This window comes from Hyphomonas sp. (assembly GCF_018402285.1).
Lineage (GTDB): Bacteria > Pseudomonadota > Alphaproteobacteria > Caulobacterales > Hyphomonadaceae > Hyphomonas.
Genome location: NZ_JAGYJH010000003.1, coordinates 1,143,166 through 1,163,600, shown reverse-complemented (window position 1 = coordinate 1,163,600; position 20,435 = coordinate 1,143,166). Strand labels below are relative to the sequence as shown.

Sequence of the window (20,435 nt, the reverse complement as noted above, 5' to 3'; positions counted from 1 at the left end):
CAAGCCCGGATCGCCGCCGGCCCTTGCCCAGCGCATTCAGCATGTTACGCCAAGCGCACAGAAAATTGCGGATGGAGGGGCTATCTATGTTTTCCCGCATAATGACCGTGGCGAGCGTTTCGCTCCTGCTGGCGATCACGCCGGCCATGGCAGACACAGAGAAAGACAAGGCGCCGTCCAAGCGCTTTACCGCCGAGCGCGTGTTCGACATGGAATACGCGACCGATCCGCAGGTTTCCCCGGACGGCAAAACCCTCGTCTATGTCCGCCGGTCGATGGACAGGATGACGGACCGGGATACGGGCCAGCTCTGGAGCATCGACACCGCTACCGGCAATCATCGCCCGCTGGTGGTGAGCGCCGAAGGCGCGTCCAACCCGCGCTGGTCGCCTGATGGCTCGCGCCTGATCTATGCGACCGCCGCGGCCGGCAAGCCGGAACTGCGCGTCTATTATCCCGACACCGGGCGCAGCCACCCGCTCGCCCAGTTCCTGCAGGCGCCGTCGCAGCCTGCCTGGTCGCCGGACGGGAAGTTCATTGCCTTCTCGATGTTCGTGCCCGGAGAAACGCCGAGCTTTGCAAAGGCGCCCGCGACGCCAGAAGGCGGTAAATGGAGCGATCCGGTCAGGGTCTATGACCGCCTCCAGTTCCGCTTTGACGGGGCTGGCTATCTCAAGGACGGCACGACGCAGATCTTTGTGTTGCCCGTGGACGGCGGCACGCCGCGTCAGGTGACGTTTGAAGACAACGACCTCGGCGGCCCGGCCTGGCTGGGCAATGGCACTCTGCTGGTCTCGGGCAATCTCGCTGAGGACGCAGACCTCGATCCTGTGGAGAGCGAACTTTATGCGGTCAGCCTGGCCGACCTTTCGATCAGCCCCCTGACGAGCCGCGACGGGCCGGACTACGGCCCGGTTGTCTCGCCTGACGGCAAGACGGTTGCCTATCGCGGGTTTGACGACAAGGTGCTCTCCTATCAACAGGACAATCTCTACCTGATGAATGCCGACGGCAGCGACACGCGGGAAATCGCGGCCGACTTCCCCGGCAGCATCGGCCAGACCCTGTGGGCGCCCGATGGCAAGAGCCTGCTGGTGCTGTCTGAAGATCACGGCGTTCTCAGCCTTTTCCGGATTGATCTCAACGGCCGTGCCACAAAACTCGTGACCGATATTGGGGGCGCCTCGATCGGGCGACCCTATGCCGATGGCAGCTTCTCCGTCAGCGGAGGGAAAAAGCCCGTCCTTGCCTATACTGCCGGATTTGCGGGGCGGCCTTCTGAAGTGGCGTTTGCCGGGATCGACGGCAAGGGCGCCAAGGTTGCCACGGCCCTCAATGAGGACATCCTGCCCTATCTGGAAATGGCGCGCGTCGAGGAGCTGAAGGTGCCGTCCAGCCATGACGGGCTGGAGATCGAAGCCTGGGTCGCCCTGCCCCCGGACTTCAAGGCTGATGGCAGTTTCCCGATGATCATGGAAATCCATGGCGGACCCTATGCGATGTATGGCCCCTATTTTGCCAGCGAAATCCAGCGCTTTGCGGCCGAAGGTTATGTCACTGTCTGGACGAACCCGCGCGGCTCGACGGGCTATGGCGAAGAGTTCGCACTCGCCATCGACCGGGCCTATCCGGGCAATGATTATTACGACCTGATGAGCGTCGTGGATGAGCTGGTGAAGCGCAACTATGTCAGCGAAGACCGTCTGTTCGTAACCGGAGGATCAGGCGGCGGCATACTGACCGCCTGGATCGTGACCAAGACCGATCGCTTTGCGGCCGCTGCCTCGGTCAAGCCGGTGATCAACTGGATGACAATGGCGCTGTCAGCCGATATTGCCCAGTTCGTGCGGCGCCACTGGATACGCGAAGACCCCTGGTCCAACCCGGAAGCCTTCCTTGAGCGCTCGCCGATCCGCTATGTCGACAAGGTGACGACGCCAACCCTGATGATGGTGGGCGAAGAGGATTTCCGTACACCGACATGGGAAGCCGAGCAGTTCTATACGGGCCTCAAGATGAACGGGGTCGATACCGCGCTCATCCGCATTCCCGGCTCGCCGCACTATATCGCCGCCCGCCCCAGCCGCCTGATAGCCAAGACGGACAACATCATGGGCTGGTTTGCCAGATATGATCCGGCGAAAAAGGAAAAAGACGCAGCTGAGTAGCTCTCGGGATCTGGGTCAGAAAGTAAAGCCCCCGGAATTTCTTCCGGGGGCTTTTTTAGTTGATCCCGCCGCCCTAGCGCGCAGGCACATGCGCTGCGATGAGGTGCGGGCCAGGCTCGCTGAAGGCACGGGCGAGGGCTGCGTCGAATTCCTCCGCCGTTGTTGCGTCGACCGCCGGCACGCCCTGCGCCTGGGAAAGTTTCACCCAGTCGATCTCCGGGCGGCCGAGGCCGAGGAGGTCTGCCGCCACGCGGCCGGGATTACCGGCTCCGGTGCGGGCGAGCTCGATGTTCAGGATACGGTAGGAATGGTTGACGAAGACGACGGTAACGACGTCTGCCTTCTCACGTGCCATGCTCCAGAGAGCCTGGTTGGTATACATGCCCGCGCCGTCGCCCGTGAGGCAGAGTACCTTGCGGCCCTTGGCGCCGATGGCAGCGCCCAGCGCCAGCGGCATGCCCTGCCCGATCGCTCCGCCGGTCAGCATCATCCAGTCATGCGGGCGCGCCCGGCCGGTCATCATGAAGCTTGGCAGGCCGTTGGAAACCCCGTCATCAGAGACGAAGGTGCCTTCGGGCATATGGCGCGCGATGGAGGCGCCGATGGTGGCGGCATTCAGCCCGCCAGTGGGCGCGGCAGGCAGGTCAAGCGCTTGCACAGGGGCCGCTTCGGTCAGGCCAAGCGTGTCGGCAAGGGCTTCGAGGATGGCGGCGCTGTCGCTTTCCGGGCCGCCGAGCACCATTGGCGTGCAGCCTTCGGGAACCAGAAGGCTTGGCTTGCCGGGATAGGCGAAGAAGGCAACGGGCACCTGCGTGCCGGCGATCAGCATCAGGTCTGTGCCTTCAAGGTCTGCCATTGCGCCTTCGGCGAAATACTGCATCCGCTCGGGCGCAAAGATGCCCGCGCCGCGCACCTGCCGCGGAAAGAACGTATCCGTCAGAACACGGATGCCGGCAGCTTTCAGGCGGGCCGCATGACCCAGACCCGGACCGGTGAGCGCCGTGCCGCTGATCAGGATCATCGGCTTCCCCGCGGACTTCACGGCCTTGGCGGCCGCCTCGATGCGGGCCGCGTCCGGCGCGCGCAGGAAAGGCTGGGCGCGGGTCTGGCCGGGCCTTGCGCCTTCGGTCCAGGCGGAGTCGGCCGGAAGGATCAGCGAGACCGGGCCGGGCACGGGGCCAAAGCTCGCCGCCCAGGCCTCGGCGGCGAGATCGCCGGTGGCGGAGACATGATCGGCAGACTTGATCCAGACAGAGTTCGGGCCCGCAAGGCCCATGATGTTGGAGGTGAGCGGGGCGTCATAGCGCAGATGCGGCACGGCATGATCCCCGATCACGTTGATCATCGGCGTCCAGGCGCGCTTGGCATTGTGGATGTTCGCCCCGGCGTTCATGAAGCCTGCGCCCAGATGCAAGAGCGTCATGGCAGGCCGGCCCGTGACGCGGGCATAGCCATCGGCCGCGCCGGTTGCCACGCCCTCGAAGAGGCAAAGCACCGAACGGATGCGCGGCTCGCGGTCAAGCGCGGTGACAAGATGCATCTCCGAGGTGCCGGGATTGGCAAAACAGGCGGTGACGCCATGATCGGCCAGAGTGGAAACGAGCGCCTCGGCGCCGGTCATCGTGGCGGCAGTTTCAATGTCGGACATGGGCGAAGCCTCCCCTGAATATGTTGCTGGCGTTCCCTAGCGGGTTTCGGCGCCGGGGCAAAACCAAAGCGGGCCGCAGGCAATTTGGAAACAAGGGGCGTTTCCAGATTATCCGCGACCCGCCCAAGCCAAAGGGGAATGGCTGAAGCTTCCGGTTACCCGGCAGCTCCGGGGGCATAATTAAGCAGATTGGATAAGGAATCGAGCCCTTATTCGGGCAGTTTTCCCGACACATGCAGTTTTCAGCACTTTAACGTGCCTTTAAATCAGGATTTTTCCCGCAGCGGCATCTGCCGCATAAAGCAGGTCGAGCTGATCAGCGCGCAGGGCCTGCGTCCGGGACTGGTTGATATAGCCCTTCTCTGTGATTTCGCCGAGGTCTGCGCGAGGCTCCTGGGGTTGAAGCAGGATACGCGCAATGCGGGCAGCGGCATTGGGATGGGCCTTGTTGTGGGCGGCAAGCCCGGCCTTGACCGCTTCCTGAACCTTCGGATGCGCGATCAGCTGATCGGCAGGCAAAGCCTCACCGACGAGACGCTGGCACCAGGCAAGGTTGAGGAAGCCGAGAAGACCGATCTCGTCCTTGTTGAGACCGCAGACGACCGCATCAGAGAGCGCTCCGCCGCACGCCGCAACGGCCGCGACCCGCACTGCGCCTGCAGAAACCCATGTGCCGCTTGCGAGCTTGAACTCCTCCACCGTGCGGCCATCAAAGGCGAGGCCGCGTTCTGGCTGGCCGGGGTCCACGAACTTCACGGCGTCGCCGAGCTTGTAATACCCTTCCTCGTCGAAGGCTTCGGCGGTTTTCTCCGGGTTGCGGAAATAGCCGGGCGTGACGTTTACGCCTTTCACCCGCAGCTCAAGCTTGTCGCCGGCCGGCACGAGCTTGAACGTGTTGCCCGGCAGGGGCAGGCCGATGAGGCCCATCCTGTCATTGGGCCAGTGGACGTTTGAGGCCGTGGGCGAGGTTTCGGTGGCGCCATAACCTGCCGAGAGCGAGATACGCTCGCCGGTAACGCGCACGGCGACTTCCTGGATGCGTTCGTAGATGTCCTGCCCCATGGAGGCGCCGCCATAGGCCATGGAGGTGAGGCGGGAGAAGAAGACTTCGGCGAGCGCCTCGTCCTGTTCCAGCGCGGTGGCGAGCGCCGCCCATGCCTGAGGCACGGTGGTATGCTGGGTGGTCGGGATTTCCTTCAGGCTACGGATCATCTCGGGCAGGCGGGCGGGCGTCGGCGCGCCCTGGCAGATATAGAGCGTGCCGCCCCAGTCGAGCATGTTGTGCAGAATCGAATGGGTGCCATAGGTGTGGCTCCAGGGAAGGAAGTTCACCATCACCTGCGGGCCGCCGGTGATCGCGTCGAGGCGTTCCTCGTCCCACACCGACCGGATCATCTTGGCGTTGGCCGCCACCATGCCATGGGTGTTGATAACCGCCTTGGGCTCGCCGGTGGAGCCGGAGGTGAGCATGTATTTGGCCACCGTTCCGGGCGTCAGGCGCGCATAGGCCTCGTCCACGGCGGGCCCGGCCTGTCCGGCAAAGTCTTCGAGGCTGACAGAGCGCGGCACTTCCGGCGCGTTGCGGGAATAGATGACGAGGCGGCCCGTGAGGTCGAGACTGTCGAGGGCGCGCTGGTAGGCCCTGCCATCCTCGACATAGATGAATTTCGGCGTGGTCAGCTGGTCGATATAGCCAAAGCGCAGGAGATCCTGGCTCAGCGTGGCATAGGCCGGCGTGACAGGCACGGCGGGGCTTGAGGCCCACATGGCGGCGTACATGACGAGCGCATTGTCGATGGAGTTGTTCGAAAGGATCATCACCGGCGCGTCCTGCCCTGCCCCTTCGCTGAGGAAGGCGGCGGCGATGCGCCGGACGCCGGCAAGGCCATCGGCATAAGTCATGCGGCGCCAGTCATCGGCGGCGGGGTCTTCCGGCCAGCGTTCAGCCAGCCAGACCTGATCGGGACGCTCGGCGCCCCACTTAACAAGCGGGGCGAGCATGTGCGGCGGATGGGCTTTCAGGGGATGGCCGCTGTCGAGATAGATCGTGCCGTCGGGGCGCCGGTCGATCTTCAGCTTCAGCGGAAGGTAAGGCACCTCACGAAACGGAATATGCGCAGTCTTGCTCATGAGCGAACTTTATCCTCCCCGCATGGCCGCGCTTTGCCGGCCATGAAACATCGCTTTCAGGCCTGATAGCTGGCGCAGGCCGCAGGATTGAGCAAGCCCCTGCCCTGCAAGCTGCGCCGGATGGCGGCCTAATCGGCGCCGGCCAGGTCCTTGAGGATGATATACCAATGGTCGAGCCCGCCATAGAAGGCATCCACCAGCATCCGCTCGTTCAGGCCATGGGCGAAGGTGTCGTTCGGCTTGGCTGCGCCGCCGCCGATGCCGAGGGTGTCATAGCCCAGATTGCGGTAGAACATGCCGTCCGTGCCGCCCGAGGACATGCTCGGAAAGATCGTCAGGCCCTCCATCCCGCGCGCGGCGAGCGCCTTGCCGACAGCGGCCATGACCTCGTCGGGCAGCTCCGACTCCGGGCTTTCGACGAGATCAGAGATCAGCTTGAACGCCACGCCCTCATTGCCGATGACATCCTTGAGGGCCTGCTCGGTCGCCGCGATGCCAACCCCAGGAAAGATGCGGCAGTTCACGGTTGCCGTTGCCCGTTGCGGCAAGGCGTTCTCGGCATGGCCGGCGCGCAGCAGGGTGGCCACGCAGGTCGTACCGGTCGTGCCGGCGGTGGAGGGATCAGCGCGCAGAACGGCAATGGCCGCTTCATCGCCAGGATTGTCTGCAAAGGCCAGCATGGCCTTGCCCAGATCGCCCGGGGTCTGCGCGCCGGCCATCTTCAATGAGGCGCGCGTCAGCGGGCTCGACATGACCGGAAACTTGTAGGCCTCGATCTGCTTGAGCGCATCCGCCAGCTCGTAGATCGCATTGTCTGCTCTGGGCGCAGAGGAGTGACCGCCCGGATTGGAGACGGTCAGCTCAAAGGTCGCATAGGTCTTTTCTGCGCCCTGGACGCCGTAGAACAGGGCATTTCCATCCATGTCCAGCGACACACCGCCCGCGTCGGCGTTGAGGACATAGGCCGGGTCGATGTTTGCCGCGGTGTATTCTGCCTGCGCGCGGGTGGAGATCATGCCGGTCTCCTCATCACCGGAAAGCACGATCACAAGATCCCGGTTCGGCTTGAAACCCTCCGCTTTCAGGCGCAGGAAGGTGGCGATGAGGCTGGTGACGCCGTATTTGTTGTCGGCGGTGCCGCGCCCGAAGAAATATCCATCCTCTTCAATCAGCTCGAACGGGTAACGCACCCAGGTATCAGGCAGCGCATCGACCACATCCATGTGCGCCAGCAGAACGATCGGCTTTTCGCTCGCCGTGCCTTCGGCCCGGTACCAGACCATCAGGCCCTGCACCGGCTCGCCGCCGCTCTCGTGATCCGTCACAAGAATATCGCTATCTGCAAATCCACCCGTCTTCAGCTCACTGACGAGATAGTCGACAAGCTCCGGCACTTTCGACTGGCCCTTGGCTGTGCGGATTTCTACAGCCGTCTGGTATATTTCCCGCGCCTGCCGTTCAAAGGCGGTGCGCTCTTCGGCGAGGGCCATCGGAGTGGCGGTCAGCAGCGCGGCGGACAGGAGAAGGCCGGGGATGAAGCGCATGGGGGTCCTTTCGGTGATCGGCGGGCGGGCGCCCTGAAATCTCTCTGGATCGACTGCTCGCGCAGCCGGAGGCAAAGGGCAAGCCCCAAAGCCGGGCGGGCGCCGCAAGAGCTGTGATTGCCCGCTTCTGGTTCTCGCGCCCCCGCCTGTCCCATGCAGCTTGGGCGAAACCGGTCAGACAGAGGTGTTCGCGAGCGGGAAATCCCTTGAGGATGGCGCCCCGGCCTGGGCGGAAGGCGGCCTCGGTGACCAAAGCATATTCCGCAAGGATATCGGTTTCGTCACGGTCACAGACATGCGCCGGGGTATTTGTCGTCACCGCGCTGATCCTGATCATTGCCGCGGCGCGGGCGCTATGTGCGGGCTTTGGCGCGGTCTGCACGGCAGGCGTCGAGACGCCCTGCCTGGCCGGGCGGGTCATCGCCGACAGGCCGGGCAAGCGATATCTGGAAGAAAACGGCAACGATCTTCAAGCGCTGAGCCCGGCCCGGGCGCAAAGGCATTGCGGGCAGAGGCTGCCGCGCCTAGATCAGGGCCATGCACCGCCTTCCCGACCGCGCCATACTCCGCCTTTCCGGACCTGACACCATCGCCCTGCTGGAGCGGACTGTCACCCACACGGTCGCCGATTGGGCAGAGGGCGATGCGCGCTACGGCGCCCTCCTCACCCCGCAAGGCAAGATCATCGCCGACTATATCGCCCACCGCGCCGCCGATGGCGTGCTGATCGATGTACATGCCGAGGCGGCTGACGACCTGATGAAGCGCCTGAAGATGTTCCGGCTGCGCTCGTCCGTCGAGATCGATCGGGACGAAACGCTGGTCTGCGCCATCAATGTGGAAGGCCTGGCCGATCCGCGCACGCCGAAGCTGCCGCGCCGGTCGATCGTGCCTGCGGGCGAAGCGGCAGATCCGCTGCTGCGCTGGGATGCCCTCGCCATCGCTGCCGGCATTCCCGAATGGGGCCGCGACTACCGCGCTGCCGAGGTGTTCCCGACCGACATCAACATGGATGTGATGAACGGCATCGACTACAGGAAAGGCTGTTTCGTCGGCCAGGAAGTGGCCAGCCGGATGAAGCGCAAGGGTCTCATCCGCAAGCGCACCGTGCGGCTTCAGGGAGAGGGCCTCGAAACCGGCGCCGAAGTACGCGCCGGGGAGAGCCTTCTGGGCACAGTCACCAGCGCCGCCGCCGGCGAAGCGCTCGCCCTCCTGCGGACGGACAGGTTTGCCAAATCGCTGCAGGACAGGCAGCCCGTCAGCGTGAAGGGCGCCCCGGCCGAAATCGACAGCGCGCCCTGGCTGATCGCGGAAGTCAAAGCCCATCTTGAGGCTCCCACCCATGAGTGAACCCCATGCCTGCGGCTGGGCGCCGGCCACCGATCCGGTCTACCGCGCCTATCATGACGAAGAATGGGGCGTGCCCGAGCGCGACCCGCGCAGGCTGTGGGAGAAGCTGCAGCTGGACGGGATGCAGGCGGGCCTCAGCTGGATCACCATCCTGAGGAAGCGGGAGAGCATCAGGGAGGAGTTTGACGGGTTTGCCCCTGAAAGGCTCGCCCGCTGGACGCAGAAACGCGCTGAAAAAGCCCTCACCAATCCCGGCATCATCCGCAGCCCCAGGAAGATCGACGCGGTGATTGGCAACGCCCGGGCCTACCTCTCGATGAGGGATTCGGGCGAGGATTTCTCCGATTACTGCTGGAGCTTTGTCGGCGGCCAGCCGATCATCAACAAGTGGAAGACTTTCCGTGACGCGCCCACCAGCACGGACTGGTCGGCGGCCATGTCGAAGGACCTCAAGAAACGGGGCTTCAAGTTCGTCGGCCCGACCATCGTTTACGCATGGGCGCAGGCGGTTGGCATGGTCAACGATCATGAGGTAGGGTGCCCCAGACACAAGGGTGTGCGGGAGGTTTCATGAAGACGCTTATGTTTGTTACGGCTGTGGGCCTTCTGGCCGTTGCCGGCGGATGCCAGAGCACTGCCGAGCCCAACGCTTACGCCAACCCGCTGGATGCCTGCGCCAGCATCGAGGACGCTGAGGACCGTGACCGCTGCGTGAAGAACGTCGTGGCGGACGTCGCCATGTCCACCAAGCGCGAAGCCGAGCGCAAGCGGGTCCCGTGAACCGCGCGCTGACCGCTGCCGCCCTGCTGGCAGGCCTCACCCTCGGCGGCTGCGCGACCTGGGAAGACAAGGCCGGCGCTGAAGCCCTCGCCACCTGCGAGAACAAGGTGGATCCCGAAGCGCGCCGCCTTTGCCGCGAAACGGTGGTTGCGGCGGTCAGGGGCGAGCACCAGAAGCAGATCGACGCCCTTCAGGACACGATCGAGGCCTCCGAAGAGCGCGAGCGGCTGCGCAAGGTCTATGGCGGCCCCGGCCAGGTGAACGACTGACAAGGCCTCGCGGTCTGACGCTGCAGCCTTGTGCTGGGCCTGCAACGCGCGTTAGAGCTTGCAAAATAAGGATATAGCAAGAAGGGCCTGACGCCTCGGGGCGGACAGGCGCCGCCGGAGAGCCCTATGCAGACCCCCGTGATTTCCGCCACAGGCCTGTGGACACCCCCCAATTCGATTTCCAACGCAGAACTCGTCGAGAGCTACAATGCCTGGGCGGACAACTGGAACCTCGAGAACGCCGCCGATATCAGCTCCGGCCTTTTGGAGCCCAAGCCCCACTCCTCCGTCGAGTTCATCGAGAAGGCCTCGGGCATCAAGGCGCGCTACGTCATCGACAAGGCCGGGGTGCTGGACCCCTATGTCATGACCCCGCGCATTCCAGAACGACCGAACGAGCAGATTTCCGTGCTCGCCGAGATGGCTGTGCATGCCGCCCGCGACGCCCTCAGGCGCGCCGGGCGTGACCCAAAGGATGTGGGCGCGGTGATCTGCGCGGCCTCCAACATGCAGCGCGCCTATCCGGCGATGGCGATCGAGATCCAGGAAGCGCTCGGCATCGGGGGCTTTGCCTTCGACATGAACGTCGCCTGCTCCTCGGCCACTTTCGGCATCCAGACGGCGGCAGACTTTGTCCGCTCCGGCAATGCAAAGTCCGTACTCGTGGTCAACCCCGAGGTCTGCTCGGGCCATCTCAACTTCACCGACCGGGACAGCCATTTCATCTTCGGCGACGTGGCCACCGCCGTGCTGGTGGAGGACATCTCCATCGCCCCGGCAAAGCACTGGAAGATCCTCGGCACCAAGCTGAAGACCCAGTTCTCCAACAATATCCGCAACAATTTCGGCTTCCTCAACCGCGCGGCGCCCGACGGCATCGGCGCCCCGGACAAGCTGTTCGTCCAGGAAGGCCGCAAGGTGTTCAAGGAAGTGGTGCCGATGGTGGCGGAGATGATCAGCGCCCATCTCGGGGAACTCGGCCTTGAGGCAGCAAAGCTCAAGCGCATGTGGCTGCACCAGGCGAACGCCAACATGAACCGGCTGATCTCGTCAAAAGTGCTCGGCCATGAGGCCAGCGAAGCGGAAAGCCCGACCGTGCTCGACACTTATGCCAACACGTCCTCGGCCGGCTCGATCATCGCTTTCCATCTGCATTCGGAAGACTTCGCAGACGGCGAAAGGGGCCTGATCTGCTCCTTCGGAGCAGGCTATTCGGCAGGATCTGTCGTTCTGGAAAAGGTGGGCTGATCGCCCGGCCTGACTTACTCGTCGAAGTCTTCGGTGAAGAGGTCACCCCACAGGGCACGGCGGCTGGCGCGGGCAGCCTCCGTGACCACAATGACGGCACCACATACAAGAACAGCCATCGGAAAGCCCGAGCCGGTTGCGAATTGGTGCAGGATGTCAATCATGGGGCGGTCACCGTCACTCTACTGGCCGTGGGCTGCGGCGCCGCGAAAAGACGGAGCCATTGCCTGTGTTGCAAGGGTTATGCCTGAGAGGCCTTAATGCGTCATTGGCAAAGCGGGGCACAAACAAGGCGAGTTTGTAACCGTATCGCCTCCGTTTGTTTACCCGTGCTACCAATCCCTTAAGATGCCCCCATGGAGGCCCGTCATTGAAGCGATCTGTTAAGCCCCCGCGCGTCTGGCAACGCATGCTGTCTGGACGGCGTCTCGATCTGGCCCATCCCTCTCCGATGGATGTGGAGATCGAGGATATTGCCCATGGCCTCGCCCGTGTGGCGCGCTGGAACGGGCAGACGCGGGGCGAGCATGCCTTCTCGGTGGCCGAGCATTCCGTGCTGGTGGAGCAGATCGTGCGCCGCCTGGTGCCCGGCCTGCCACCCGAAGCCTGGCTGACGGCGCTGCTGCATGACAGCCCCGAATATGTGATCGGCGACATGATCTCGCCGTTCAAGGCGCTGCTGGGCGAGAGTTACAAGGATGTCGAAGCGCGCCTGCAGGAGGCGATCCATATCCGCTTTGGCCTCAAACCCATCACGCCGGTAAAGCTGAAGAAGGTCATCAAGCAGGCAGACCATATCTGCGCCTGGTTTGAAGCGGTGCAGCTGGCGGGTTTCAGCGAGACAGAATCGGACGGCTTCTTCGGGCACCCGCCTGAGGGCATGAAGCTGCGCCTGAAGCCCCTGCCCGCACCGGACGCGCAGAGGCTGTTCCTGAAACGGTTTGAGGACATCCAGGCCGTGATCGCGGCGGAGGCGGCCTGATGCCGTCTGCCCCGCCCCTGCTGATCGGTCTCTCGGCCGTGATGGTCGCCATCAAGGAGGGCGAGCCGCATGTGCTGGTGACCCGCCGGCCAAGCGGCGAGGAAGCCCTTCCCTTCGGCCCGTTCGACCCGGTCAACCATCGCACCTTCGATCTCTCCCTGAGGGGCTGGGTGCGTGAGCAGACCGGCTTTGAACTTGGCTATGTCGAGCAGCTCTACACTTTCGGCGACAAGGACCGGGAGACGCCTGAAGCGAGCGTGGTGGACGCGCCGCCGAATGCGCACGTCATTTCGGTGGGGTACCTCGCCCTGACGCCGGAGGAGCAGCCGGTGGCAGCCAATTTCGAGGCGCGCTGGCGCAGCTGGTATCAATACTTTCCGTGGGAAGATCATCGCGGCGGCCGCCCGGCCCAGATTGATGGCGAGATCGCGCCGCGCCTGAAGACCTGGGCGGCGGGCAATGCAAGGCGGCTGGAGCGCGCCCGGACCGCCTTTGCGCTGGACGGGGCGCGCTGGGCCGAGGAGCGCGTGCTGGAGCGCTACGAGCTGCTGTATGAAGCCGGGCTTGTTGCCGAATGCGCCCGGGATGCGGGTTTGCCCGATTCCGGGGTGAAACTCGGCGCGGCCATGACTTCCGACCACAGACGTATTCTCGCCACCGGGCTCGCCCGGTTGCGCGGCAAGATCAAATACCGCCCGGTCGTGTTTGAACTGATGCCCGAACGCTTCACGCTCTCCGAGCTGCAGCGCGCAGTCGAGGGCATCCTCGGCCTGACGCTGCACACACAGAACTTCCGCCGCGCCCTGGAGAAGACGCGGCTGGTGACCGGGACCGGCCAGATGGAAACCTCCACCGGCGGGCGTCCGGCAGAACTCTTCACCTACCGGCGGGACCCGGCAGGCGGCTTTGCCGCGCCAGGACTGGCGACACCGCGAAAGTCTGCTGACTGATTTTTTGCCCGGAAATGTCTTTCCCGATATTTGAGAGCGCCCACGGGCCAGATACCTGCCGGATAAGGCGGGCGGGATATGCGGCGCAGCCGGACTTTCCGGCGGGGGCAGTCAGGCGGAGGCAGACAGGCGGAGGCAGACAGGCGCGCCTCCCCGGAAATGTGCCTGGCAAACGCAGCTATTCCCGGCCACTATCGGACACCTCTGACCCCTCTCCCGTGCTGCGGGAGAGGGGTTGGGAGGTGTGGCTTACTCGGCGGCAAGGCCTTCGGGTTCACCGACGATGAAGAAGCTGAAGCGGTCCGGGGCCAGGTAGGTGGCGGCGGCGCGGTTGACGTCTTCGAGGGTGACCGCTTCAATCAGGGCGTTGCGGCGGTCGAAATAGTCGATGCCGAGTTCATCCTGGCGCACGGACATGATGTTGCCCGCGATCTTGGCATTGGAGTCAAAGCCGAGCGGATAGGAACCGATCAGATAGGCCTTGGCATCGGCCAGTTCCGCCTCGGTAACGCCGCCTTCGATGATGGCTTTCATCTCGTCGCGGATGCCGGCGACGAATTCGCCGGCGCTCTCATTCTTGGTCTGGCCACCGCCCGACCAGACGGAAAAGAACGGGTTGGGATCGATGCTGGAGCTGATACCATAGGTGAGCCCCTTCTCGACCCGCAGCGTCTTCATCAGGCGGGCTTCAAAGCCGCCACCGCCGAAGGTGTAGTTGAGCACGAAGGCGGGGAAGAAGTCCGGATTGTTGCGGTCCATGCCCGGGCCGATGAAGCGCACGAGGCTCTGGGGCTGCGGCAGGGAGACCACGACAGGATCGGCCGCGGCCGTCTCAGGCAGCGCGATCGGGGTGAGGACGGGCATCTCGCTCGTTTCCGGCAGGGCGGCAACGGCGGTGTCGATCAGGGGGGCAAGCTCTTCAGGCGAGATGGCGCCCACGGCCGTGACGAGAAGGCGGTCCTTCGTCATCAGGGCGTCCTTGTGCTGGCGGGCAAGCTCGGGCGTCAGGGCCGCAAGGCTCTCGGCCGTCATTTCCCGGGCGAAGGGATGATCAGGATAGAGCGCCTGCGACTGGGCGCGCCAGGCCAGATAGCCTGCCGAGGTTTCCCGCGTCCTGAGGCTGACTTCCTGCTCGCGCACGAAACGCCCGAACGGGCCTTCATCATAGCGCGGCGCGGTGAGCGCCGTGGCGACGAGCTCCATCGAGGGGGCCGCGTTTTCCGACAGCATGGTGGCCGAGCAGCTTGTCCATTCAGTACCGTTGGAGCAGCCAAAGCTCATATTGAGATCTTCCATGGCGGTCTGGAAGGCAAGCGAATCAAGATCGCCGGCGCCTTCATTCATGCCATAGCTGACCGCCTGGCCGAGACCTTCAAGGCCTGCCGGATCAGCCACCGATCCACCGCGCCAGGCCATCTGTACCGAGACGATCGGGATGGCCGGTTCGGTGACCAGCCAGACGGAGACCCCGCCGGGCGTGGTGAACTGCTGGATGTCGACAAAGTCGCCATCATAGAAGGCAACCTCAAGCGCCGGGGCGGCAGGCGTTTCGGCCGCCGCGTCAAGGGACGCCTCAGACGAAGTGGACGTGGCGCAGGCCGCGATCGTCAGCGCCGCAGCGGCGCTGGAAAAAAGCCGGAGTTTCAGCATCAGAGGTCTCCTTCGGCCGGCAGAAGATGGGAAGTGATGTAGTTCTTGTCGGCGCCGAACACTTCGCGCACGGCGGCGAGCGCCTCTTGGGCGGTAACCTGGCGAACCTCGTCCGGATAGCTGGCGATTTCTTCCAGCGTGAAGCCGAGGACGAGGCTTGCGCCATACTGGTTGGCCATCGCCGACTGGCTGTCCTTCTGGTAGATGTCGGCGGCTGCCAGCTTGTTGCGCGCGCGGCGCACTTCAGCCTCGGTGAAGCCTTCGGCGAGGATCTTTTCGATCTCGTCCATCACGGCGGCGTCGAGCGCTTCCAGCGTGGTGCCTTCAACCGGAGTTCCGTAGATCACGGCCGGGCCTTCATCATGCAGCGTGGTCCAGGCGAAGGTGGCGACATTGATGGCCACTTTCTGCTGTTCGACGAGCGACTGGTAAAGACGGCTGGTGGAGCCGCCGCCGAGGACTTCCAGGCCCACTTCCAGCGCCAGCGCCATGTCGCGGTCGCGCTTGAACGAGGTGCCGAGATAATAGCGGCTCCAGACCGGCTGGCGTACCTTGGGATCGGAATGGGTGATCAGTTTCGTTTCAGTCAGCGGCGCCACCGGCTGCCATTTGCGCTCGCCCTTGACGAGGCCGGTCGGCTCGATGGGGCCGTAATGGGTTTCGGCGAGGGCGCGCACGCCCTCTTCGGTGACATCGCCGGCGACCACGAGGATGGCGTTCTCCGGGCTGTAATATTCCTTGTAGAAATCGAGGCCGTCCTGCGGGGTGAGCGCGCCGACTTCTTCCATGAGGCCGATGACGGTGATCTCGTAGGGGTGGCCCTTCCAGAACTCGGTCAGCACCATTTCCTGCAACAGCGCGCCGGGATTGTTCTCGATCCGCTGGCGGCGCTCTTCCTTGACGACATCGCGCTCGGAAATGAACGGGCCCTTGGGATCGTCATTGATGATGAGGTTCACCATCCGCTCGGCTTCCAGCTCCATCATCTTGCCGAGCTGGTCCTTGTGCACCCGCTCGAAATAGGCGGTGTAGTCCCAGCTGGTGAAGGCGTTGAGCTGGCCGCCCGAACGCTGGACGATGGAGGTGAACTCCTCCGGGCCGATATTCTTGGTCTGCTTGAACATCACATGCTCGAACAGGTGGGCGATACCGGACTTGCCGGGCGCCTCATCGACGGCGCCGACCTTGTACCAGACCATATGGGTGACGACCGGGGCGCGATGATCGGGCACCACGACAACCTGCATGCCATTGTCGAGCATGAAGCTGCTGGGCTCATTGGTCATGGCGGCCGGCTCTGCCGACGCGCCAGAGGCTGCAAAGGCAAGAAGCCCGGCAGCGGCGAGTATCCGTTTCATGGGAATGCTCCGATCTGAAGGGTCAGGAAAAAATCGGGGGGCCAGAACGGCCCCCCGGATGCGTGTTTCAGGTGCCGGGCAGCTTGATCCGGCTGTTGCCACCGGTTTGCTCGATCGTCACCGGGCGATCACCCGTGGCGTTGTCGGTGGCCGCCGAGGCGACGTCCTCCGGGTTTGAGTCGCGCCAGAAGAGGATGCGGTCGGCAATCGAGGTGGATTTGCGGATTGCCCTGGTCTCTTCCCAGTCGATCTGGGAGCGGATCGCCGGGTTGACGGCGTTGGCACCGGCCGCCGACACGAGGGCCCTTTCCGAAGCGCTGGCATTCTGGCCAAGGGCCGTGCCGAAGGCGGCGGTGTTGCCAGTAGTGGCCAGCTCGACCTCGGCCGGGATGGTGGTGCCGGGCGCGGGCGGGCGCAGGCTGTAACTGGGCGGGATGGCGAGCGGCGGCTTGGTGACGACGCGGAACTCGTCCGGGGTTACCGAACCGGCGCTGCCGGTGGACGAACAGGCCGCGGTGACACTCAGAGCGAGGCCGGCAACGAGGAGCGGGAGGGTCTTTTTCATGTGACTGTACGAGATCCGCTTGAACTGGAGTGGGTTAACCTTGTTCCAGGCTGTTAGCCTGTTTCGGGCGCGAAAGTAAGAACTGGTCTACAAACAGCAGAATGGCGCCAATGGTGATGGCGGCGTCGGCCACATTGAAGACCCAGGGGAAATAGCCGAACGTCAGCTCGTTCACGTCGACGAAATCGACCACGGCGCCAAAGCGCACCCGGTCGATCAGATTGCCGATGGCACCGCCGACAACGAGGGCCAGGGAGGCTTTCAGCCAGCGCCCCTCCGCCCGCAGCAGCCAGAAGAAGAAACCGATGGCGATGGCCGCCATGACCCCGGCGAGCACCCAGCGCATGAGGCCTTCTGCCTGGAACAGGCCATAGCTCATGCCCCGGTTCCAGACCATCGAGAGGTCCATCGGCCCGGGAACTTCGATCCGCCCGCAGAGACGGCCATCGGAGAGGCAGGCAAGCCCGTTCAGGCGCGGCTCCGCCAGGATCATCCATTTTGTCACCTGATCGGACAGGACGACGAGCGGAATTACCGCGAAGGGCCAGGCTGTCTGCGGCGAAAGTTTCATGGGCGTGAGATTGCAGAGGCTGGCGGAGGGATCAAGCACTTCTGTGCAGGGGCGGCCCTCACCTCACGCGCTGTTGAGGCGCGCGAAATGAGGGGGGGTCTGCCCTACCCGGGCGCCTTGTCACTCGCCTTTACGGCGAGGGCGTCGCGGGGGGTGATGTCCGGGAAGGCCGGATCGGCCGTGGCGGGGTCGAAATATTTCCAGCTGCGGCGGCATTTGATGCCGGCGGCCTTTTCGGGCACGACCCAGATGCCGGGCGCTTCGGCCAGCGTGAATGCCCCGTCCGGGCCAGCTGAGCCCTGGGCCAGTTCGGCGCCGGAGGTGATGAAAATGTCGCCGGCATTTTCGCCCTCGAAAGCGTCGATCAGGGCCTTGTCGGCGATGATGACTTTCGGAGCCGCTTCCAGAGACGCGCCGATACGCTTCTCGCGGCGCTCGACTTCCAGCGCGCCAGTGACGACGCGGCGGACCGCGAAGATTTTCTCCCAGCGGGCAGCAAGGCCCGCATCGAGCCAGCCATCGGGCGTTTCCGGGAATTGCAGCAGGTGGACGGAAGGCCCGCGGGCCTTCATGTGGCTTTCACCGAAGGCCTCATCGGTGGTGAACGGCATCACCGGGGCAAGCCAGGTGAGCAGGCGTTCCATGACGAGCGCCATGACCGTGCGCACTGCGCGGCGGCGGTTGCCCCACTCTGCGGTGGCCGCGTCCCAGCGGGCGCCGGGGGTGAAGGCCGGGTCGCAATACAGGGCGTCCTTGCGGATGTCGAAATACACCGCCGAAAGCTCGACGTTCACGAAGTTGACGATCTGCGTCATCGCGCGCTTGAAGTCGAACACGCGGAAGGCGCCGCGCACGTCGCGGTCAAGCTCGGCGAGGCGATGGAGCACAAAGCGCTCGAGGCTCGGCATTTCGCCGCTGGGCAGGGCTTCTTCCTGCGTATACCCATCAAGCGCGCCGAGGAGATAGCGCAGGGTGTTGCGCAGTTTACGGTAGGTTTCGACAGTGCCCTTGATGATCTCGTCGGAGATGCGGGTGTCGTCCCAATAGTCGGCCGAAGCCGTCCAGATTCGGAGTATTTCGATGCCATACTGTTTCTGGAACTCGTCAGGCTCGATCGTGTTGCCGATCGATTTCGACATCTTCTTGCCGTCTGCGTCCACCACCATGCCGTGGGTGACGACCTTCTTGTAGGGCGCCATGCCGCGTGTGGCGCAGCTTTCCAGGAGGGAGGACTGGAACCAGCCGCGATGCTGGTCGGAGCCTTCCATATAGACGTCCGCCTGCCCTGTGGCATTGTCGATGATGCCGCGTTTGCGCAGGGCGAAGGCGTGGGTGGTGCCACTATCAAACCAGACGTCCAGAACGTCCGTCACTTTTTCCCAGCCTTCGGGCGAGACTCCGGTGCCGGTGAAGAAGTCCGCGTCCGGCGTGGCGAACCATCCGTCCACGCCGGTTTTTTCGATGGCAGCCCTGATGTTGGCGTTGAGCTTGTCGGCCTGCTCGCGCGGGAGCGCGGCGGTGTGGGGTTCGCCCTTGGCGTTGACGAACAAGGTGATCGGCACGCCCCAGTTGCGCTGGCGCGAGATCAGCCAGTCCGGCCGGCTCTCGACCATGGCGGAAAGGCGGTTGCGGCCCGTGGCGGGGAAGAATTCGGTCTCGGCGATGGCCTTGACGGCGAGTTCTCGCAGGGTCTTGCCATTGTGCACCGGCTTGTCCATCGCGATGAACCATTGCGGCGTGGCGCGGCGGATAACCGGGGCTTTCGAGCGCCAGGAATGGGCGTCGCGGATGGTGGTGATGCCGCGCGCGAGGAGGTTTCCGGACTCGGCGAGGAGGCGGATGACTTCGTTGTTCGCCTTGCCCGCCTCGCCGCGCTTCTTGCCCGAGGTGACGATGATTTCCAGACCGGCGAGCGGGGCGGGCACTTCGTCCGTATACTTGCCATCGGCGTCGACGATCTGGCGGATTTCCTGCGTCGTGTGGCCGCTGGCGACCCAGACGTCGAAGTCGTCCTCGCCATGGGCGGGCGCGGTGTGGACGAAGCCCGTGCCGGCGTCATCGGTGACGTGGGAACCGGCAAGCATGGGGATGTTGTGCTGGAAGAATTCCGACATGCCGTGAAGCGGGTGAGCAAGTGTCCATCCGGCAGGATCAACATCACCAAGGCGTTTAAAGCCGCCTTCGCGGACTTTCGCCGCGCTAAAGGCATCGCCAGCAAGTTTGTCAGCGAAGATCAGCTTGTCTCCTGCCTTCACATAGGGCGGGAAACCAAGCTCCTCTTGCGTCATCACGTCAGTGACTTCGTACAGGCCGTAAGTGATATCGGGATTAAAGCTGACGGCTTGGTTGGCCGGGATCGTCCACGGGGTGGTTGTCCAGATGACGACGGACGCATCAAGCACTGGCTGCAACTTCGGGCCATCTCCCGCCTTAACGCGGACAGGAAACTTCACCCAAACTACCGGCACCTTCCGGTCGTGATACTCCACTTCCGCTTCGGCCAGCGCGGTGCGCTCCACGGGGCTCCACATGATCGGTTTGGCGCCGCGGACGAGGCCGCCTTTCATCGCCATGTCGAGGAATTCCGACACGATCATCGCCTCGCTCCCGAAGGCCATGGTCAGGTAGGGATCGTCCCATTCGCCTTCGATGCCGAGGCTGCGGAATTCGGCCTTCTGGACCTTCACCCAATGCTCGGCATAGCTGCGGCAGGCGGCGCGGAATTCCTCCGGCGGGACGGAGTCCTTCGGGCGGTTCCTGGAGCGGAACTCCTCTTCCACCTTCCATTCGATGGGCAGGCCGTGACAGTCCCAGCCTGGCAGGTAGGCGGCGTCAAAGCCCTGCATCTGGTGGGAGCGGACGATGATGTCCTTGATGATCTTGTTGAGCGCGGTGCCCAGGTGAATGTGGCCGTTGGCGTAGGGCGGGCCGTCATGCAGGATAAAGGGCTCGGCGCTGCGGGACTTGGCGTCCGCGCGCAGCTTTTCATAGAGGCCGAGTGCGTCCCAGCGCTTGATCCATTCAGGTTCTGCCCTGGGCAGGCCCGCGCGCATCGGGAACTCGGTTTTGGGCAGGAACAGCGTGTCGCGGTAGTCGCGGTCTGCAGTCGTATCGGTCATGGGATCTGTCGTTCAGAAAAGGGGCAGCTTGGACGCCGGTTGGAAATGGGGGCAAACGAACTTTACCCGGCCACCGCTGAAGTAAAGCCTTCAGACGGCGGCC

17 protein-coding genes are annotated in these 20,435 nt (G+C 64.1%); 8 read left to right on the top strand and 9 right to left on the bottom strand.

Going from position 1 to position 20,435, the window contains the following annotated elements; translation table 11 throughout:
* The first annotated feature begins 86 nt into the window (after positions 1–86).
* The gene (locus tag KG722_RS08255) at positions 87–2,168 is read left to right on the top strand and encodes a S9 family peptidase (RefSeq protein ID WP_213271266.1); all 2,082 of its coding nucleotides are present in this window, start codon (positions 87–89) and stop codon (positions 2,166–2,168) included.
* Between the two features lie 73 nt (positions 2,169–2,241).
* On the opposite strand, the gene KG722_RS08250 is transcribed toward KG722_RS08255, so the two are convergent.
* From KG722_RS08250 to KG722_RS08240, 3 genes are all read right to left on the bottom strand, one after another.
* Complete coding sequence (locus KG722_RS08250; RefSeq protein ID WP_213271598.1) at positions 2,242–3,789, bottom strand: acetolactate synthase large subunit; 1,548 nt, start codon at positions 3,787–3,789, stop codon at positions 2,242–2,244.
* Between the two features lie 288 nt (positions 3,790–4,077).
* On the bottom strand, positions 4,078–5,946 hold the full coding sequence (locus KG722_RS08245) for a feruloyl-CoA synthase (RefSeq protein ID WP_213271265.1): 1,869 nt from the start codon (positions 5,944–5,946) through the stop codon (positions 4,078–4,080).
* 128 nt (positions 5,947–6,074) lie between these two features.
* Positions 6,075–7,490 carry a M20/M25/M40 family metallo-hydrolase gene (locus tag KG722_RS08240; protein WP_213271264.1) on the bottom strand — a complete coding sequence of 472 codons (1,416 nt, stop codon included), beginning with the start codon at positions 7,488–7,490 and terminating at the stop codon, positions 6,075–6,077.
* 537 nt (positions 7,491–8,027) lie between these two features.
* Between KG722_RS08240 and KG722_RS08235 the strand changes: the two genes are divergently transcribed.
* From KG722_RS08235 to KG722_RS08215, 5 genes are all read left to right on the top strand, one after another.
* Positions 8,028–8,840, top strand: coding sequence for a folate-binding protein (locus tag KG722_RS08235; protein WP_213271263.1), 813 nt, complete (start codon positions 8,028–8,030; stop codon positions 8,838–8,840).
* On the top strand, positions 8,833–9,414 hold the full coding sequence (locus tag KG722_RS08230; RefSeq protein WP_213271262.1) for a DNA-3-methyladenine glycosylase I: 582 nt from the start codon (positions 8,833–8,835) through the stop codon (positions 9,412–9,414). The genes KG722_RS08235 and KG722_RS08230 overlap by 8 nt, the downstream gene beginning before the upstream one ends.
* On the top strand, positions 9,411–9,620 hold the full coding sequence (locus KG722_RS08225; RefSeq protein ID WP_213271261.1) for a hypothetical protein: 210 nt from the start codon (positions 9,411–9,413) through the stop codon (positions 9,618–9,620). The genes KG722_RS08230 and KG722_RS08225 overlap by 4 nt, the downstream gene beginning before the upstream one ends.
* Positions 9,617–9,889 (top strand): hypothetical protein, encoded by a 273-nt coding sequence (locus KG722_RS08220; protein ID WP_213271260.1) that lies wholly within the window; start codon positions 9,617–9,619, stop codon positions 9,887–9,889. The genes KG722_RS08225 and KG722_RS08220 overlap by 4 nt, the downstream gene beginning before the upstream one ends.
* A gap of 126 nt (positions 9,890–10,015) precedes the next feature.
* Positions 10,016–11,137 carry a beta-ketoacyl-ACP synthase III gene (locus KG722_RS08215; protein ID WP_213271259.1) on the top strand — a complete coding sequence of 374 codons (1,122 nt, stop codon included), beginning with the start codon at positions 10,016–10,018 and terminating at the stop codon, positions 11,135–11,137.
* A gap of 14 nt (positions 11,138–11,151) precedes the next feature.
* Here the strand turns inward: KG722_RS08215 and KG722_RS08210 are convergent, their stop codons facing one another.
* Complete coding sequence (locus tag KG722_RS08210; RefSeq protein WP_213271258.1) at positions 11,152–11,301, bottom strand: hypothetical protein; 150 nt, start codon at positions 11,299–11,301, stop codon at positions 11,152–11,154.
* Positions 11,302–11,546: 245 nt separating this feature from the next.
* Here KG722_RS08210 and KG722_RS08205 point away from each other — a divergent pair, with 245 nt between their 5' ends.
* The gene (locus tag KG722_RS08205; protein WP_366910224.1) at positions 11,547–12,119 is read left to right on the top strand and encodes an HD family hydrolase; all 573 of its coding nucleotides are present in this window, start codon (positions 11,547–11,549) and stop codon (positions 12,117–12,119) included.
* A complete protein-coding gene (locus KG722_RS08200; protein WP_213271256.1) occupies positions 12,119–13,069 on the top strand; it encodes an NAD regulator in 951 nt (316 codons plus the stop codon). Before KG722_RS08205 ends, KG722_RS08200 begins: the two co-directional genes overlap by 1 nt.
* A gap of 249 nt (positions 13,070–13,318) precedes the next feature.
* Here the strand turns inward: KG722_RS08200 and KG722_RS08195 are convergent, their stop codons facing one another.
* From KG722_RS08195 to ileS, 5 genes are all read right to left on the bottom strand, one after another.
* On the bottom strand, positions 13,319–14,719 hold the full coding sequence (locus KG722_RS08195; protein WP_213271255.1) for a pitrilysin family protein: 1,401 nt from the start codon (positions 14,717–14,719) through the stop codon (positions 13,319–13,321).
* Positions 14,719–16,077 (bottom strand): pitrilysin family protein, encoded by a 1,359-nt coding sequence (locus tag KG722_RS08190; protein WP_213271254.1) that lies wholly within the window; start codon positions 16,075–16,077, stop codon positions 14,719–14,721. The genes KG722_RS08195 and KG722_RS08190 overlap by 1 nt, the downstream gene beginning before the upstream one ends.
* A 67-nt stretch (positions 16,078–16,144) precedes the next feature.
* Positions 16,145–16,642, bottom strand: coding sequence for a DUF3035 domain-containing protein (locus KG722_RS08185; protein ID WP_213271253.1), 498 nt, complete (start codon positions 16,640–16,642; stop codon positions 16,145–16,147).
* 34 nt (positions 16,643–16,676) lie between these two features.
* Positions 16,677–17,213, bottom strand: a complete 537-nt coding sequence (lspA, locus tag KG722_RS08180) for a signal peptidase II (RefSeq protein ID WP_213271252.1) — start codon at positions 17,211–17,213, stop codon at positions 16,677–16,679.
* Between the two features lie 104 nt (positions 17,214–17,317).
* Entirely contained in the window at positions 17,318–20,332 is a 3,015-nt protein-coding gene (ileS, locus tag KG722_RS08175) for an isoleucine--tRNA ligase (protein ID WP_213271251.1), read from the bottom strand.
* Between the last annotated feature and the right edge of the window lie 103 nt (positions 20,333–20,435).